At 48.1% G+C, this 17,076-nt stretch carries 18 protein-coding genes; all 18 read right to left on the bottom strand.

The genetic code is table 11. From position 1 onward, the window contains the following. Positions 1-300: 300 nt before the first annotated feature. The 18 genes from lysS to POF51_RS31135 all read right to left on the bottom strand — a co-directional run bounded on the left by lysS (position 301) and on the right by POF51_RS31135 (position 17,076). Positions 301-1,821, bottom strand: a complete 1,521-nt coding sequence (gene lysS, locus POF51_RS31220; protein WP_069852969.1) for a lysine--tRNA ligase — start codon at positions 1,819-1,821, stop codon at positions 301-303. A 102-nt stretch (positions 1,822-1,923) separates the two neighbouring features. Then, positions 1,924-2,400, bottom strand: a complete 477-nt coding sequence (greA, locus tag POF51_RS31215; protein ID WP_007725265.1) for a transcription elongation factor GreA — start codon at positions 2,398-2,400, stop codon at positions 1,924-1,926. Between the two features lie 217 nt (positions 2,401-2,617). Then, positions 2,618-3,646: a tRNA dihydrouridine synthase DusB gene (gene dusB, locus POF51_RS31210; RefSeq protein ID WP_069852971.1), complete on the bottom strand. Its 1,029-nt coding sequence runs from the start codon at positions 3,644-3,646 to the stop codon at positions 2,618-2,620. Positions 3,647-3,716: 70 nt separating this feature from the next. After that, a complete protein-coding gene (locus POF51_RS31205; protein WP_012683949.1) occupies positions 3,717-3,926 on the bottom strand; it encodes a helix-turn-helix domain-containing protein in 210 nt (69 codons plus the stop codon). Then, positions 3,878-4,408, bottom strand: a complete 531-nt coding sequence (gene folK, locus POF51_RS31200; protein WP_069852974.1) for a 2-amino-4-hydroxy-6-hydroxymethyldihydropteridine diphosphokinase — start codon at positions 4,406-4,408, stop codon at positions 3,878-3,880. Before folK ends, POF51_RS31205 begins: the two co-directional genes overlap by 49 nt. Further along, a complete protein-coding gene (folB, locus tag POF51_RS31195) occupies positions 4,405-4,776 on the bottom strand; it encodes a dihydroneopterin aldolase (RefSeq protein WP_069852977.1) in 372 nt (123 codons plus the stop codon). The genes folK and folB overlap by 4 nt, the downstream gene beginning before the upstream one ends. Next, positions 4,769-5,965: a dihydropteroate synthase gene (folP, locus tag POF51_RS31190; protein WP_170831642.1), complete on the bottom strand. Its 1,197-nt coding sequence runs from the start codon at positions 5,963-5,965 to the stop codon at positions 4,769-4,771. Before folP ends, folB begins: the two co-directional genes overlap by 8 nt. Before the next feature lie 52 nt (positions 5,966-6,017). Next, positions 6,018-6,863: an aminodeoxychorismate lyase gene (pabC, locus tag POF51_RS31185; RefSeq protein ID WP_069852979.1), complete on the bottom strand. Its 846-nt coding sequence runs from the start codon at positions 6,861-6,863 to the stop codon at positions 6,018-6,020. Between the two features lie 38 nt (positions 6,864-6,901). Further along, on the bottom strand, positions 6,902-7,072 hold the full coding sequence (tatA, locus tag POF51_RS31180) for a twin-arginine translocase TatA/TatE family subunit (RefSeq protein WP_012683944.1): 171 nt from the start codon (positions 7,070-7,072) through the stop codon (positions 6,902-6,904). Positions 7,073-7,213: 141 nt separating this feature from the next. Continuing rightward, positions 7,214-8,575, bottom strand: a complete 1,362-nt coding sequence (locus POF51_RS31175; RefSeq protein ID WP_069852982.1) for an alkaline phosphatase — start codon at positions 8,573-8,575, stop codon at positions 7,214-7,216. A gap of 181 nt (positions 8,576-8,756) precedes the next feature. Beyond that, positions 8,757-9,341 (bottom strand): aminodeoxychorismate/anthranilate synthase component II, encoded by a 585-nt coding sequence (gene pabA / locus POF51_RS31170; protein WP_017247011.1) that lies wholly within the window; start codon positions 9,339-9,341, stop codon positions 8,757-8,759. 17 nt (positions 9,342-9,358) lie between these two features. Then, positions 9,359-10,852, bottom strand: a complete 1,494-nt coding sequence (locus POF51_RS31165; RefSeq protein WP_069852984.1) for an anthranilate synthase component I family protein — start codon at positions 10,850-10,852, stop codon at positions 9,359-9,361. Positions 10,853-10,972: 120 nt separating this feature from the next. Then, on the bottom strand, positions 10,973-11,905 hold the full coding sequence (gene cysK / locus POF51_RS31160; RefSeq protein ID WP_017247009.1) for a cysteine synthase A: 933 nt from the start codon (positions 11,903-11,905) through the stop codon (positions 10,973-10,975). A gap of 82 nt (positions 11,906-11,987) precedes the next feature. Then, the gene (locus POF51_RS31155; protein WP_069852987.1) at positions 11,988-12,890 is read right to left on the bottom strand and encodes a peptidyl-prolyl cis-trans isomerase; all 903 of its coding nucleotides are present in this window, start codon (positions 12,888-12,890) and stop codon (positions 11,988-11,990) included. A 28-nt stretch (positions 12,891-12,918) separates the two neighbouring features. Beyond that, complete coding sequence (hslO, locus tag POF51_RS31150; RefSeq protein WP_017247007.1) at positions 12,919-13,791, bottom strand: Hsp33 family molecular chaperone HslO; 873 nt, start codon at positions 13,789-13,791, stop codon at positions 12,919-12,921. A 187-nt stretch (positions 13,792-13,978) separates the two neighbouring features. Next, on the bottom strand, positions 13,979-14,923 hold the full coding sequence (locus POF51_RS31145) for a sigma-70 family RNA polymerase sigma factor (protein WP_017247006.1): 945 nt from the start codon (positions 14,921-14,923) through the stop codon (positions 13,979-13,981). 250 nt (positions 14,924-15,173) lie between these two features. Beyond that, entirely contained in the window at positions 15,174-16,133 is a 960-nt protein-coding gene (locus POF51_RS31140; protein WP_271756718.1) for an ABC transporter ATP-binding protein, read from the bottom strand. Between the two features lie 25 nt (positions 16,134-16,158). After that, positions 16,159-17,076, bottom strand: coding sequence for a C40 family peptidase (locus tag POF51_RS31135; protein WP_069852991.1), 918 nt, complete (start codon positions 17,074-17,076; stop codon positions 16,159-16,161).

Raw genomic sequence — 17,076 nt, 5'->3', positions numbered from 1 at the left:
CAATGATAGACTCATTAACGCTTTCGCTGTTCAGTTTTCAAAGAGCATTTTTTCGCAACAACCACTTCATCTTATCAGGTTGTCCAGGTCGTGTCAACAAGTTTTTTTAACGTGTTTTTCAGCGACCTCATTAATCTACCACATACCTTAAAGGAAAAGCAAGAACTATTTTCACATCATTTTTTGTGATCGATTAAGTAAAAAAGAAGAACAGATATTAATATAACACTTAACCTTTTTAAGTGCAAGTAAAAAAATAAAACCACCTGAGTTTTTCTCAGATGGTTCTATTCAGAAAGACTAGTCGCGGTTACGCATATGAGGGAACAGCAGTACGTCGCGAATAGAAGGAGAGTTGGTCAACAGCATTACCAGACGGTCAATTCCGATTCCTAATCCTCCGGTTGGCGGCATACCGTACTCAAGCGCTTCAATGAAATCATCGTCCATATCATGCGCTTCGTCGTTACCAGCTTCTTTTTCCAAGAGCTGTGCTTCAAAGCGTTCACGCTGGTCAATTGGATCGTTGAGCTCAGTAAATGCATTGGCATGCTCACGAGCTACGATAAACAACTCAAAACGATCCGTGAATCGCGGATCCTGGTCATTTTTCTTCGCCAATGGCGAAATCGCCACAGGATGACCGTAAACAAAGGTAGGCTGAATCAACGTATGCTCCAGCTTTTGCTCAAAGAATTCATTCACTACATGCCCGAACGTATGGTGAGGCTCAACGGATACGCCATGCTCTTTTGCCAAAGCACGCGCTTCATCGTCGCTCATTTCCTTCCAGAAATCGACGCCAAGATTTTCCTTAATCAAATCTACCATGTGTACACGACGCCATTTTGGTGTCAGGTCAATCTCATTGCCTTGGTACTGAATCTTCATGGTGCCCAATACTTCCTGTGCGATATGAGCAACCATTTCTTCAGTCAGGCTCATGATATCCTGGTAGTCAGCATACGCTTCGTACAGCTCAATCATCGTGAACTCAGGGTTGTGACGAGTAGAGATCCCTTCGTTGCGGTATACGCGACCGATCTCATACACCTTTTCCAGGCCACCGACAATCAGACGTTTCAAGTGCAGCTCAATTGCAATACGCATATACAGCTGCATATCCAATGCATTGTGGTGCGTGATAAATGGACGAGCAGATGCACCACCAGCAATCGCATGGAGTGTAGGTGTTTCTACTTCCAGATAGCCAAGGTTGTCCAAATAACGACGCATCGAAGTCAGAATACGGCTACGAGTAATGAACGTATCACGAACCTCTGGATTCACAATCAAGTCCACGTAACGCTTACGGTAGCGAGTCTCGATATCTTTGAGGCCATGGTATTTCTCAGGCAGTGGACGCAGTGATTTGGTCAGGTAGGTCAGTTCCTTTGCTTTTACACTGAGCTCGCCGGTTTTTGTTTTGAAAACAACACCAGTTACACCGACCATGTCACCGATATCAGCCAAATCAAATACTTTGCTCAGCTCTTCGCCAACAGTATCCTGACGGACGTAGATTTGAATCTGACCGGAACGATCCAGCAGTTGAGCAAAGCTCGCCTTACCCATTCCACGTTTCGCCATCAAGCGGCCTGCGATCGTAACCACGTTCTCTTCCGTTTCCAGCTCTTCCTTGCTCTTTTCGCTAAAAGCTTTCGTTATATCTGCAGCGTGATGCGTTTGCTCGAATTTTTTACCGAACGGATCAAAGCCCCACTCACGCAATTGATTCATTTTGTCGTGACGCACTTGAAGAAGCTCGTGGAGCCCTTCCTGTTGCTGTTCTTCTTGCTGTAGGTCTTGCTCGTTTGCCATTTCACTCACTCCTCTAGAAAATACCTGCATTAACAATTTTGTACAGACTTTTATAATAGCGATACGGCGTACCTCGCAAAAGGTACGCCATAGATCGACTGCTTACAGGTTAATATCAAGAATCTCGTACTGAATGACTCCTGCCGGTACGTTAACGTCAACAATCGCGCCTTTTGCTTTGCCGAGGAGCGCTTGACCTACCGGGGACTCGTTGGAAATCTTGTTGTTCATCGGATCGGATTCAGCAGAACCTACAATCGTGTAATCCATAACATCACCGAACTCGAGATCTTTCAGCTTCACGCGGGAACCAACGCTTACAACACCTGTATCTACATCTTCATTTGTGATGATACGGGCATTGCGCAGCATTTTTTCCAGGGTCAGAATGCGGCCTTCAATGAACGCTTGCTCATTCTTTGCTTCTTCGTATTCAGAGTTCTCACTGATATCTCCAAAGCTAATCGCTTCTTTAATACGAGCAGCTACTTCCTTGCGTTTAACCGTTTTCAAATCTTCAAGCTCTTGTTCCAGCTTTGTTAAACCTTCTGGTGTAAGGATGACTTCTTTTTCAGACATGGTTCAATTCCCCCGTTTTAAAAAATGATTCCATTTATACTGGGTAAAGTACAAAGGATTATATGTAGATGTTCTATACAATATACAGCAGAATGCAATCGTCTGTGAGGTTCAAAGGTAAAGCTGCCAGTGTGGACTGGCAGCTCGGCTCCCAATATTACGGAGTATTATAGGATATGAAGGAACCCTTGTCAATGTCTGGAATGAACCACCAATTTTAGTAGCTGACAGCCTCATCACGCGCTGTTTCCAGCGGCTCTTCACTGTCATCGGCGTAGTTTTCGATCCAGTCGACATAGTTCATGAGGACGCGACGAAGCTCCTCTTCTGTCTCAACCGCATTCACGAGATTTTTCGTGTGCGTCGAGCCCTTCAAGCCTTTCAAGTAATACGCCGCGTGCTTGCGCATCTCAAGGACTCCCACTCTCGGACCCTTCAGCGCGATTAAACGCTCTGCATGCAAGAAACAAATATCCATCTTTTCACGTGCGGTTGGCTCCGGACCAAGCTCGCCCGTCGTCAGGTATTGAATGGTGCGATACAGCATCCACGGATTTCCGAGCGCAGCACGTCCAATCATAACACCATCGCAGCCCGTTGTATCCAGCATGCGTCTCGCATCCTCAGGAGTAGCCACATCCCCGTTTCCGATCACCGGAATCGAAACGGTTTCCTTCACGCGACGGATCCATTCCCAGTCAGCTTGCCCCTTATACATTTGTACGCGGGTGCGTCCATGAACAGCAACCGCTTTGCCGCCTGCACGTTCTACTGCCTTGGCGTTATCCAGTACGTACAGATGATCTTCGTCCCAGCCTAATCTCATTTTCACGGTAACCGGCTTGTCGACCGCATCGACCACAGCAGATACGACTTCGTAAATTTTATCTGGATCGAGTAACAGACGCGCACCTGCATCACAGCTCGTAATTTTCGGCACAGGACAGCCCATGTTGATATCAATGATATCCGCATTCGTATGCTGGTCTACATATTTCGCCGCACTCACCAAGGTTTCCTTGTCTCCACCAAAAATCTGCAAACTTAGTGGTTTTTCGCGTTCGTCGACAAACAGCATGTCTATCGTTTTTTTGTTTCCGTGCACGATGCCCTTGTCGCTTACCATCTCGGCGCAAACCAATCCAGTACCGAACTCCTTTGCAATCAGACGAAAAGCAGGATTACAGACACCTGCCATTGGAGCAAGAACTACGTTGTTTTTTAATTCGATATTGCCGATTTTCATCTATTTTCGCCTCCTTATTCCCGCTTAGTCGGGGTCTTGGAGAGGACAATCCTATCCAAACTTCATTACATCACTTATTTATAGCACATAATTCATCGTAGTCTACCTGTAAAGTGCTGGCGATCTTCCGTAATACAGGCTCTGTTGGCGTACGAGTTCCTCTCTCTAGTGATCCAACAAACGACAGTGACACTCCCATCTTGTCCGAAAGGGACTGTTGCGTATACCCTTTTAGCTTTCGGAAGGACCGGATTCGATTTCCCAATTGATTGCTCCCCACTCACGTACCCCCTTGTGATCCTCTACCAATAAGGAAAGATAATGATCAATGGTCTGGTTATGCTCAGGTAAAACGCCGCCTTCCCAAACGTCTCGAAGCGGCACGAGTACAAAAGCACGCTCGCTCAGCCCAGGATGAGGAATCATGAGATTGTCTTGCGAAACACGAGATGTCCCGTACAACAGTAGGTCAATATCAATCGTGCGCGGACCCCATCGAACTGTTCGGACACGACCCAGCTCTCGCTCTACTGACAAAGCCGTATCTAGCAGCTGATCCGGGGTCTGTTCTGTTTCCACAGCGATCGCCATATTCAGAAATGCGTCTTGTTCGACGTAACCAAATGGATCGGTCTCATAAACAGAGGAGACACGAAGCACGCGAATTCCAGGTTGCTCGTTCAATCTCTGTATCGCCAGGCGCAAGTTTTGTGCCCGATCCCCGAGATTGGAGCCTAGCGCCAAATACGCACAAACTGTCATGAAGCAAAATCCTCTCTTCTACGGATCATCTCAATCGCAACCGACTCATAATGCCCATTGATCGGCGGATTCGGCTTGGTCACTTTTGCTTTGACTTCATGCAAAGGGAATTGCGTAAGTAGACGTTCTGCTATCACAGCGGTCAGTTTTTCTACCAGGTGAAACCGTTCACCCTCGACAATTTTTTGCACACAAGTAAAGATATCGGCGTAATTGACTGTATCGTGAAGATTGTCACTAGCTCCAGCTTTGGATAAATCGAGCGATAGCTCCAGATCGACATAAAACCGTTGGCCCAGCTCAGCCTCTGCTCCAAACACACCGTGATATCCGTAAAAAGACATGCCATTGAAGTAGATTTTATCCAAGGTTAAAGCCCCCTTTTAGCATCGCGTCCATCATCTTCGTAACTCTCTTCATTTCTTTGACATCATGCACCCGTACCATATGGCAGCCTTTTGCCGCCCCGAGGGCAACTGTCGCTGCGGTACCTTCGACACGTTCATCTACCGGCAAATCGAGAACATGACCGATCATCCGCTTGCGTGAAGTGGCAAGTAGAACAGGATAGCCCAGCCCTACCAGATCATCCAGCCTGCGCATCGTTTCGAGATTTTGCTCGACAGTCCTTACAAATCCGATCCCCGGATCAAGGATGATTCGCTCCTGTTTTACCCCTGCCTGCAAAGCGATCTGTACGGACTCACGCAGGTCTTCGATATAGTTTGGGAAAAAGTCGTGATAGTCCGTGTCTTCGCGATTGTGCATCAGGATAATGGGCACGTCGAGACGAGCAGCTACCTCTGCCATCCGCGGGTCACGCTTCGCTCCCCATACATCATTAATGATATGTGCCCCTTCCAAAATAGCCCGTTCTGCAACCGCCGCTTTGTATGTGTCAATAGACAGCGGAACAGACAATTCCTGCGAAAGTGTCCGAATGACTGGCAGCACTCTATCCAGCTCCGTCGCCTCATCGACTGCTTCCGAGCCCGGACGTGTCGATTCTCCCCCGATATCAATCAGGTCCGCTCCAGCCTCAACCATCACACGTGCTTGTGCCAGTGCTGCGTCTACATCGACATAGCGACCGCCATCCGAGAATGAATCAGGTGTCACATTCAAAATGCCCATGACTAGCGTACGCTCTCCCAGTGGCAGGACATACTGGCCACAGTTCAGCTCGCGGCGCGCACGAAGCTTGGCAGGCATAGCTAAAACTTCCCGTACCTCTGCCGCCAACGCTCGTAGTTCTTCTGTTTGGGTTTTCATATGCTCCAACGCCAAATCTATCTTCTTTTGTGAAGCCAACAGCAGCACGTATTTTTTGTCGGCAGTACCTGGTTGGTCTGAAATAATGGCTTCCGCATCGAAAGAGTGCATAATCTCTCTCACACTCTGTGCTGTTGCCACACTCATGTTTTCCGTGTGAATGTTCAGGCTCGTCCCCGCTTCCGCCATGCGTTCGGCTTCTGGAACAGGAACACCCCTTTTGACAAGCTCCGATACCATCTCAGCGAAGGTCGCAGCATGGATTCGAAATGAATTGTATTTCATGATCAAACTCCCTTTTCCCGTCTTCGCACATTGAATAGTAGCATACCATAATTTACTCGCTAGCCGCTACAGACTGACGGTAGGCGCGGTGCAGTTCGCACGAATATGTACTATATGTCGAAGGGACGCAATGCCCGTCAATTTCGGTAATCGGAACGATCTCTTGCACGGAATTTGTCGTAAAGACTTCATCGGCGTTGAGCAGATCTTCCAAGCGATATCGCCCTTCTTCGACAGGCATCGATAATTGCTGTGCCAAAGTCAAAACATGTCGCCGCGTCACTCCATCAAGAATGCCCGTATCAATAGAAGGAGTAAACAACTGGCCGTTTTTGACCCAGAACACATTGCTCACAATTCCTTCCGCCACGAAGCCATCATGCGTCAAAAATAGACCTTCCACATCAGGACGGGCACCGAGTTCTTGGCGAGCAAGAGCATTGTTTAAGTAATTGTGCGATTTAAAGCGCTGGTGGCCTTCTGCTGTCTGCCTAGCCAACGCCAATGTCTGCAATCGTTTTGACGGAGGAGGTACCGCTAGAGGTGCTACGGGTTTGGCAAATACGAATAAGGAAGGACGCTCGTACTCCCCTGCTACCAAGCCCACTCCTTCTGCGCCAGCCGTAATACTCAAGCGGACGTAAGCATCACGCAACTCGTTGGCATCTATGGTCATTAAGATGGTTTCAGCCAGCTCTTCCTTTGTCCAAGCAGGTTGAATCTGCAACGCAAAAAGCCCGGAACAAAGCCGGGCGTAATGAGCATCCCATAAAAATAGCTTGCGGTCGTATACACGTAACGTTTCAAAGAAACCAATACCGTACAAAAACCCGTGGTCCAATACCGATACTGTAGCCTCGTGAGCCGGACAAATCGTCCCGTTAACATAAACGTGCATCTGCGCTCTCTCCCGATAATATAGTCGAGAGCATCATATCACATCTTTTTCTCCTCTTCATCCGGCGTCAAATCTTTCATCGACAGCTTAAACTCATTCAAAGTCTGTCCGACTGCACGACCAATCTCCGGCAGCTTCTTCGGTCCAAAAAGCAACAAGGAGATGATCAAGAGCAAAATCAATCCGGGAATACCGATGCTCGACAGCATTGCTGGCAACACTCCTTTTCCTGTCAAATACCCAGTCTCTTCAAAGGATGTGCATAAAGCATCCGATCTACTCCCAGCCGCAAGCGAAAAAGGCTACCACAGAAGCATGGTAGCCAATTTTTCACGAAAGCTTACTCTCGCTTACTTTTTCCCACCCAAGATTTCAAAGATAACATCCGCATTTTTTGTGTTGTCGATCAATCCAGACACTTTCTCTTTTCCAGGGCCATACGCATAGACGTTTACATCCTCGCCTGTGTGTCCACCGGTTGTCCAACCTGTAAAGGAACGAATATCGATAATCGCTTCGATGGCATTATCAATTTTCACTTGGTCTTTCGTTTCAGCAGCTTTCTTCACAGATGCGATTTCTTGCGGGGTCAGCTCCAGGTCAATGTACTTCTTGAGTGTTTCTTCTACATTTGCACCTTTTGCAATTTCAGTCGAAATGAAATCAGGCGTACGTTTCACTGCTTTAATTGGCTCTACCAAGAAGTTGTATTCATCCTTAGCCGCTACGGACAATCCACCTGTGGAGTGGTCAGCAGTGGCGATAACCAGCGTATGGCCATCTTTCTTCGCGAAATCAATCGCTGCTTTGAAAGCTCGCTCGAAATCTTCCATCTCGCTCATTGCACCAACAATATCGTTGTCATGTCCAGCCCAGTCAATTTGGCTTCCTTCTACCATCAGGAAGAATCCATCCTTGTCCTTGCTCAGACGATCAATCGCAGCATTTGTCATTTCTTCCAGGGAAGGTGTTTCCTTGGAGCGGTCGATCATTTTATCCATTCCGCCATCTGCAAACAATCCGAGAATTTTGCCGTTTTTGTCGTCCAATAGTTCGCTCTTCGAAGTAACGTAGCTGAAGCCATCTTTCTTAAACTCTTTCGTCAGGTCACGATCTTTACGAACGAAGTTTTTCAAGCCACCGCCAAGCATCACATCAATAGAATGCTCGCCGTTAATTTTCAAATCATAGTAGTCATTTGCAATCGCATCCATATTCTTGCGGCTTTCGTCATGGGCACCATAAGAAGCAGGTGTAGCATGAGTAATTTCGGAGGTAGCTACCAAGCCAGTAGATTTGCCTACTTTTTTCGCACGCTCGAGTACGGTCTCTACTTCTGATTTGTCGTTGTCTACCGCAATCGCATTATTGTATGTCTTTTTACCAGAAGACATCGCCGTAGCAGCAGAAGCGGAGTCTGTAATGTTTTGCTTGTGGTCTTCTGCGTAAGTCATTTGTGCACCGACCAAATATTTATCGAATTCTGTTGGCTCCATCAATGGGGTCGAAGGGTCGTCCTTCATGTAACGATGTGCGGTTGTGTAAGCAGTACCCATGCCGTCACCGATCAAGAAGATTACATTTTTCACTTTTGCGTTGTTATTATTTTCTGCTGCTTTTACAAGACCTGTAGTAGGACCGAAAAACGCTGTAAAAGCCAGCGAGGAGATTACTGCTACTGGAACGAGTTTTTTGGGGAATGTACGAAACATCATGTACCTCCTAAGAAATGAATTATTGTTTAATTTCAGCTTGATTGTAATCTTCCAATATTGAGAAATGACGTGGAGAATGTTAAGAAGTTTATGGAAACAGTAAAGATAGATTTACAATTGTCGATGAACACAAAAAACCGCCCTCGAAAAAAGGCGGTTTTCCTGTCGTATCTATGCGTTAACCTGTCGTTTGGCGCGCGTATGCGGTAAGGAAGTTCTTCAGCAATTGCTTGCCGTGCTCCGTAATAATCGATTCAGGGTGGAACTGGACGCCTTCGATTGGGAACTCCCGATGGCGCACAGCCATAATTTCACCTTCCGCTGTCCGTGCGGTTACTTCCAGCTCACTCGGAATGGACGCTTCCTCAATAATCAAGGAATGGTAGCGTGCCGCCGTAAACGGGGAAGGGATGTCCTGAAAGATGGTTTTGCCATCATGGAAAACTTCCGACGTTTTTCCATGCATCAAGCGCTCGGCCCGAATGACTTTTCCGCCAAACACTTGCCCAATGGACTGATGGCCCAAACAAACACCCAAAATCGGAATTTTTCCGGCAAAATGGCGGATCGCATCCATGCTGATCCCCGCTTCATTTGGCGTGCACGGTCCTGGAGACACCATCAAATAATCCGGTGCCAACCGTTCGATTTCTTCCAGTGTAATTTTGTCATTGCGATACACTTGCAGCTCTTCCCCAAGCTCTCCCACATACTGCACCAAATTGTAGGTAAAGGAATCGTAGTTATCAATCATCAATATCATCGTACACTCATCTCCTCTCAACTCATCGTTCTCTGCTCGCTCAACTCAAGCGCTTTCCACAACGCTTCTGCCTTTTTCAATGACTCGGCATACTCGGCCTCTGGAACCGAGTCAATCACGATACCCGCTCCAGCCTGCACATGAGCTACGCCATCCTTGATCACCATGGTACGGATGGCAATGTTGACCTCGATATCACCATTGAAGCCAAACCAGCCGATTGATCCCGTATAGACGCCTCGCTTGACGGGCTCCAGTTCCTCGATGATTTCCATCGTGCGAACTTTTGGCGCTCCGGTGATCGTCCCTCCCGGAAAAGTCGCTTCGATCGCATCAAGCGCATCCTTGCCTGCTGCCAGCTCTCCTTTGACGTGAGAGACGATATGCATGACGTGGGAATATTTCTCCACGACCATGAATTCGCTGACCTCTACACTGCCAAAGCGACAGACACGGCCCATGTCATTGCGTTCCAAATCAACCAGCATGACATGCTCTGCGCGTTCCTTTTCATTATCAATCAGCTCACGTGCCAATGCATCGTCTTGCTCGTCCGTTAATCCACGAGGACGTGTGCCGGCGATTGGACGCGTATGCACTTCCTTGCCTTTTACCTTTACAAGTAGCTCTGGCGAGGCACTAACAAATTGAAATTCAGGGAAGCTCAGATAGCCCATATAAGGAGAGGGATTCAGCTTGCGAAGCACATCGTACACTTCTGGGGCTGTCACCTGCACCGGCTTGCTTTGCCGTACCGACAGATTGACCTGAAAAACATCCCCTTGGGCGATGTACTCCTGCACCCGACGAACGGCATCCTCGAATTGGTTTTTGGCAAAGGATACGGACGCTGGCACTAGCTTGGCAAGCGGTCTTTTGCGCAAAGCCTCCCAATCTGTCTCATCGCGATCCATTGCCAATGAAGCAATCAAGTCCATGCGTTTTTCCAGGTGGAGTGCTGCTTGTCGATAGCTCTCTTCGGTCAAATTGTCCGCGCGCAAATGCGTCAGGCAAATGATCTCTCGGGTCTCATGATCAAAGACAAGAAGGTCTTGCATTATCATAACATACAGGTCTGGCAACTGTAAGTCGTCAGTCGCTATCTGTGGCAAGCTAGGCTCAAAAAAGCGGTTCATCTCATAGCTAATATAGCCTACGGCGCCTCCAGCAAAATCTGGCATACTTGGAAGCATCGGCGTACGGTAACGAGAGAGCAGCTCTCGTAAAGCATTCAATGGGTTGTGAGTCTCTATGCTCTCCATTTTCCCTTCTGGGTACGAAACGATGGTTTCTCCTCGCTGACTGCGCAGCGTAGCGATAGGCTCATATGCCAAAAAGGTATACCGCCCAGCTCGTCCACTTTCCAACAGGACAGCATTTTGCAGAGAAGGCTGTAGCTTTGTGAGCACCTGCCACGGATCAATCGTTGAAGACCACGGTTTACGCAGGGCAAGGGGAACCAACGGATAAGATAAGGCATACGTCTGACAATCAGCAAAGGTAGGGAACATTCTTCCTCTTCACGCTCCGGTTTTCACAATTTATCCGTTCATTATATAGTTGCCTGACACAAAAAGAAAAGACCACGTCGCCAACGTGGCGCTCCATGGTCTTGCGGTATCTTTTTACCATTAGTCTTCGAACTGATACAGAGGCGTGGACAAATAGCGCTCACCATTCGAAGGAATGACAACGATCACTTTTTTGCCTTTGCCGAGCTTCGCAGCTACTTGCAGAGCCGCATGGATCGCTGCTCCAGAAGAAATCCCGCCGAGAATACCTTCCTGACGAGCAACACGACGCGCGGTTTCAAAAGCGTCCTCGTTTTCTACTTTAATGATTTCGTCGTAAATTTGTGTATCGAGAATATCCGGGACAAAGCCAGCCCCGATACCTTGGATCTTATGTGGACCTGGTTTGCCGCCAGACAAAACTGGCGAAGCAGCAGGCTCAACAGCCACGATTTGAACATTCGGATAGTGTTCACGAAGAACCTGACCTACACCCGTAATCGTTCCGCCTGTACCAATACCGGAAATAAACGCATCTACGCCGCCGATTTCCTTCGCTTGGTCCAACAGCTCACGCGCAGTTGTCTCACGGTGAATGGCTGGGTTTGCCAGGTTTTTAAATTGTTGCGGAATGAAATACGAGCTATCTTCTTTCGCCAGCTCTTCCGCTTTGCGAATCGCTCCGCCCATCCCTTCGCTGCCTGGTGTGAGAACCAACTCCGCACCATACGCACGCAACAGGTTGCGTCGCTCCATACTCATCGTCTCTGGCATGACCAGAATAGCACGATATCCTTTTGCAGCAGCAACCATCGCGAGTCCAATACCGGTATTTCCGCTCGTAGGTTCAATGATAGTATCACCCGGTTTCAGACTTCCATCTGCCTCTGCTGCCTCAATCATCGACAACGCAATTCGGTCTTTTACACTGCTGCCCGGGTTGAAGAACTCCAGCTTCAAGTAAATGTCTGCAATATCTTCGGTGACAACACGATTCAGCTTCACAAGCGGAGTAAATCCAATCAAATCGGTAATGGAATTAGCCACGCGCATATGTTCTGCCCCTCCTATTTTTAATAACCGAGTAAAACGCTAGGATTTATTGACATAATTATATCAACGGTAGCCTATTTGGTCAATGAGGCATTTGCCCAGAAATCTGGACCCCTACCGATGTTCGCAACCGCTCCAGCACGACATCCAATGACTCGACCTGGGCAAATGCGATCTCTCGGCGTAACTCATCTTTTACTTCTTCAAATGTTCGTTGACTGGCTTCCCTGCGCTCTGTCAGTTGGTAAATGACGTATTGATCTTCTATTTTGATCGCTTCGCTATATTTGTCTTTCTCCAGCATTTCTACGATGGGCTTCGCCTCGTCAGGCAATCGATTATCCTTAATGGAAACCCAGCCTACATCGCCGCCGTTCACAGCTGTATCCGCATCAATCGAACGTTCTTTGGCAATCGTCTGAAAGCCGGCCCCGTTTTTTAAATCAGCCAAAACTTGTTCCGCTTCTTTTTGTGACGCCACGACGATTTGTCCTAAACGCATCTGCATCGGTCGGGTATAGCGGTCAGATCGGCTATTGTAGACGTTTAGCACTTCTTCATCCTCGATGGTCATGTCCTTCGTTGCCAAGGTTTGCAGCAGGATTTGGTAAGAAATCTCCTGCTTGAGGGCTTCCACGGTCGTTCCCGCTTGTTTTAACAGCGCAGCCTCAAACTCGCTGTCTGTCCGACTGCCATAACTGTCGCGAATCTGGGAAAGCTCTTGCTCCAGCTGTTTCTGATCAACCGTAATGCCGGATCGCTTCGCCTCTTGAAAAACGACTTCCCGATTAATCATGTCGTTTAGCACTTGCTTACCGAACTTTTGCTTCAGCGCCGTTACATACTCATCGTTGCTAATCGTCTTATCCCCTACGATGGCGGCAGGCTGCAGCTTGCCTGATGCCTGGTACCATGCCCAGGTAACGGCAAGCAGCAACAATACAAGCGCCCCAATGAATGCCCACAACCCTTTTACGTTGGTCATGCCAACACTCCCCTACTTGACGCCGCGCTTACATGTCTTTCAGGATGTCTTCCAACGCGGATCTGTCATAATGGTAACGTTCATTACAGAAATGACAGTGTACTTCTGCTTCGCCCAGTTCTTCAATCAGACCTTCCATTTCTTCGCGTCCCATGCTGATCAGTGCCTGAACCACCTTATCCGCTGTACATTTGCAGCTAAATTGAATCTCCGTGCGGCTCAGGATTTTTGGCTCATCCAATACGCGGGCCAAAATCTCTTCCGGAGTCAATCCTTCGCCAATCATGCGAGAAACCTGCGGAAGCTGCCCCAAACGTTCTTCAATTGCTGCTACAACCTCTTCTGGCGTATTCGGCAACAGCTGAAGAATGAATCCACCCGCAGCCAAAACAGAACGGTCCTCAGGATTAACCAGTACACCCACACCTACTGCTGAAGGCGTTTGCTCGGACATCACAAAATAATAAGTGAAGTCTTCCCCAATCTCACCAGAGACGATCGGCGCACTGCCTTGATACGGCTCCTTGAGACCGAGATCTTTCGTTACGTACACAAACCCGTCTGTTCCCACTGCACGCGCTACATCGAGCTTGCCTTTATCGTTTAGCTCAAAGTGGACCTGAGGGTTGGATACATAAGCGATTCCTTCACCATGTGCGTTTGCTTCCGCGATGATCTGCCCGATTGGTCCGCCTCCTTTTACTTTGACATAGAGGCTCTCGTTTCCTTTTAGCATAGCCCCCATCATCAAGGTAATGGTCAGCGTACGTCCCGCTGCTGCTGTCGCTGTATTCCACATGTCGTGACGACGACGCATATCTTCGACAGATTCTGTCGTGCGTGCGGCAAATGCACGAACATGCCCATTAAAACCAGTTGCTCTTATCATATAATCGCCCATGTAGCGATCCTCCTTTTCAAACTACCTCTTTACATAGTGAAAAAATCATGAAGCTATCTTACCAGTTTACCACAAGGAGAAAAAGACTACGCTTCTCCCACTGTGAGTCTGACACTTTGTGAATTCGACCATTTCTGACAGAAAAAACCCCTCTGTATAAAGAGGGGCTGAAATATCAAATCCTATGTTAGGTTAAATAATCTTTTAATACGTGTGAAGCTTTTTGCGTTCGCAATCGGTCAATCGTCGTCGCTTCAATTTGGCGAATACGCTCGCGGGTAAGACCAAACATTTTCCCCACTTCCTCCAGCGTATACACTTGATCATCATAGAGACCATAACGCATAGAGATAATTTCTTGGGCCCGGGGACTAAGTCGCTCCAACGCTGCACGCATCTGCGAGCGAAGGTCTACCTTTTCAATCCAGTCGTCCAGAGAGGACAACCCATCATCCATGATTTCTGCGTAGCTCAAGCTCTCGTCTTCATGCCAAGCCTGCCATTTCTCACTATCCAGCTCAGCGTCGATGGATTCCATCTTCATCATTAAAGCCAGTTCGATGGCATCCACCTTTTCTAGTGGGATATCCAAGAGTACGGCAATCTCCTGCCGATCAGGCGTACGATTCAAAGCATGAACGAGATGTAGTACTTGCTTCTGATACTGGCGAATCTGCTCATGCATGTGGACAGGAATGCGAATCAAAGTTGCTTTGTCGTTGATGGCACGGGTGATCGCCTGAGAGATCCACCAGTGTGAGTAATGATAGAGACGCACGCCACGTCCCACATCAAATTTGTCAATCGCGGTAAACAAACCTATCGTGCCCTCCTGAATCAAATCCAGGAACGGCATCCCTCTTTTCAAATGGCGCAAAGCGGTACTAACTACGTATCGTAAATAGGCGCGCACAATCGTTTCACGTGCTTCAAGATCGCCATCCCTTTGATAGCGAATCAGGCAAGCAAGCTCTTCTTCTTTGTCCAACATGGGTGTTGCAGCGACGCTTTCCAAAAACAGTAGAGCAGAAGTGTCCGATCGAAGCGATCTAGGGACAACAATTCCCAACTGTGTCTCCACTTCCCGCCAGCGACGGGGAGTTGAATGGAACGAGGAGGTACTCAGAGTCATATGCAACCCTCACTTCTCTGGAATGAAGTTCACGATGAAGTAGGTGAGTCACGGAATGTTTTACTGTATCCGTATTTCGACAAAACCTGTTCGATTCCTGCCAGTTAACAGAATATTAACAGTTCTCCTCTCCGAATAGTTGATGAAAGCCCTTTCATAGGTTAAAGTTAAAAGTTTATGTAGAAAAAGCCATCCCCATTAATCAAGGATGGCAAAAAGACAATGTCGAATCTTCTGATAAAATAGAAGACTATTGATACAAGTGACAGGCGACGAAGTGGTTGATGTCTACTTCCTGCCAGATAGGCTTCTTTTCGGCGCATACTGCTTTGGCTACCGGACAACGTGTACGGAACACACAGCCGCTAGGTGGATTGATTGGGCTGGGAACGTCACCTTCGATAATGGTGCGCTCACGGCTTTTCTCCAAGTCGGGATCGCGGACAGGAATGGCCGACAACAACGCCTGCGTGTAAGGGTGCTTCGGTGATTCGTAGAGAATTTCACTGGCACTCAACTCGACCATATTACCCAAATACATGACGCCAATACGGTCACTGATGTGCTTGACCATCGCCAAATCATGCGCGATAAACAAATACGTCAGCTTTTGTTCCTGCTGCAATTTCTTCATTAAATTAACGACCTGTGCCTGAACCGAAACATCGAGTGCAGAAATCGGCTCATCGGCAATGATGAATGGTGGATTCACGGCAAGCGCACGGGCAATCCCAATCCGCTGTCGCTGACCACCACTGAACTCGTGCGGGAAACGGTTGGCATGCTCTCTCTGCAAACCAACCATCTCCAACAGCTCAATCACACGGTTCATCCGTTCCTTCCCTTTATATAGCCCGTTCAGATACAGGCCCTCCGATATGATTTCCGCAATGTTCATTCGGGGGTTCAGAGAAGCATACGGGTCCTGAAAAATCATTTGCATTTGGCGTGTCAGCTTACTCCGCACAGCAGATGATGCCTGATGGACGTTTTGCCCGTCAAAAATGACCTCACCTGTCGTCGGTTGATACAATCCGATGATTGTACGGCCTGTGGTCGATTTGCCGCAGCCAGATTCCCCTACCAGTCCAAACGTTTCCCCCTCGTATATATCGAAGGAAACATTGTCCGCTGCCGTAAGTGAGAGCCCTTTACCCAACGTAAAGGTTTTTGTCAGGTTCTTTACCTGAACCAGCTTCTTTCGTTCCATCTGGCCACTCCTCCCCGTTATCCGTTTACCAGTATCGTCTGGAGACGCAATGTTCCTTTTCGAGCTTGTAGCCATCTAGCTTGACGATCTCGATGGCACTTCTCGAATCCGGAGAATGAATCATTTCGCCATTGCCCATGTAAATGCCCACGTGATGGACTCTACCTTTCCCTTCTTCATGGGCAAAAAACAACAAATCGCCTGGAAGCAAAGCTTCTTTTTCCACAAGCTGTCCGGCTTTTGCCTGATCAGATGCATCACGCGGAATCTGGAGACCGACAGAACGGTGCATGTTGTACGCAAATCCTGAGCAGTCATACCCGTAAGAGGACATGCCGCCCCATAAATAATGCAGATTGAGGAATCGCTTACCCGCTTCTACGATTGCCTCTCCACGATTACCGGAAAGCTCGATGGGCTCGTTTGCTTTCACGATTTGGACGTCTGCTTTTGGCAAAAGTCCTGTGCCGTTCGGTGTTGCTACCGTTACCCAGTCCGCGATTTCCTCGATTAGCGGTAGTTTGGTCAAGAAGGCAAGCTCCATGTCTGGCTTTTGATCAGGTGTATGTAGACGGGTAAACGCCGCCGTGACCATCGCCAGCTTTTGGCCTTGCTGTACCTCAAAAGCATCTGACCACGGTGCTAGCTGGCGAGACGGCATCCAGCCCGGATAGCCTGTTGTGTTTTTGTTCGTAGTCTGATCAGGAATCAGAATTTGTGACCATTCCCCTTGCTCCTCGACTACCTCCACACGCGTACCGTACAGCGCTTGAGTTTGAATCGCGTTTTGGTCGTAAAAACCAAGCTTCTCCTCCACAGTAAGGGAAGCGAGCCAGCTTCGTACATCTACCGGGGATTGGAGTGCTACTTGGTCAATATCACGCGGTGACTCCGGCTTGGTCCACACAGTGGCAACAGAGACAGAAACAATGGCAGATTTCAT

This window comes from Brevibacillus sp. AG (genome assembly GCF_028369215.1).
GTDB classification, from domain to species: domain Bacteria; phylum Bacillota; class Bacilli; order Brevibacillales; family Brevibacillaceae; genus Brevibacillus; species Brevibacillus porteri.
This window is presented reverse-complemented; position numbering and strand designations above follow the sequence as displayed.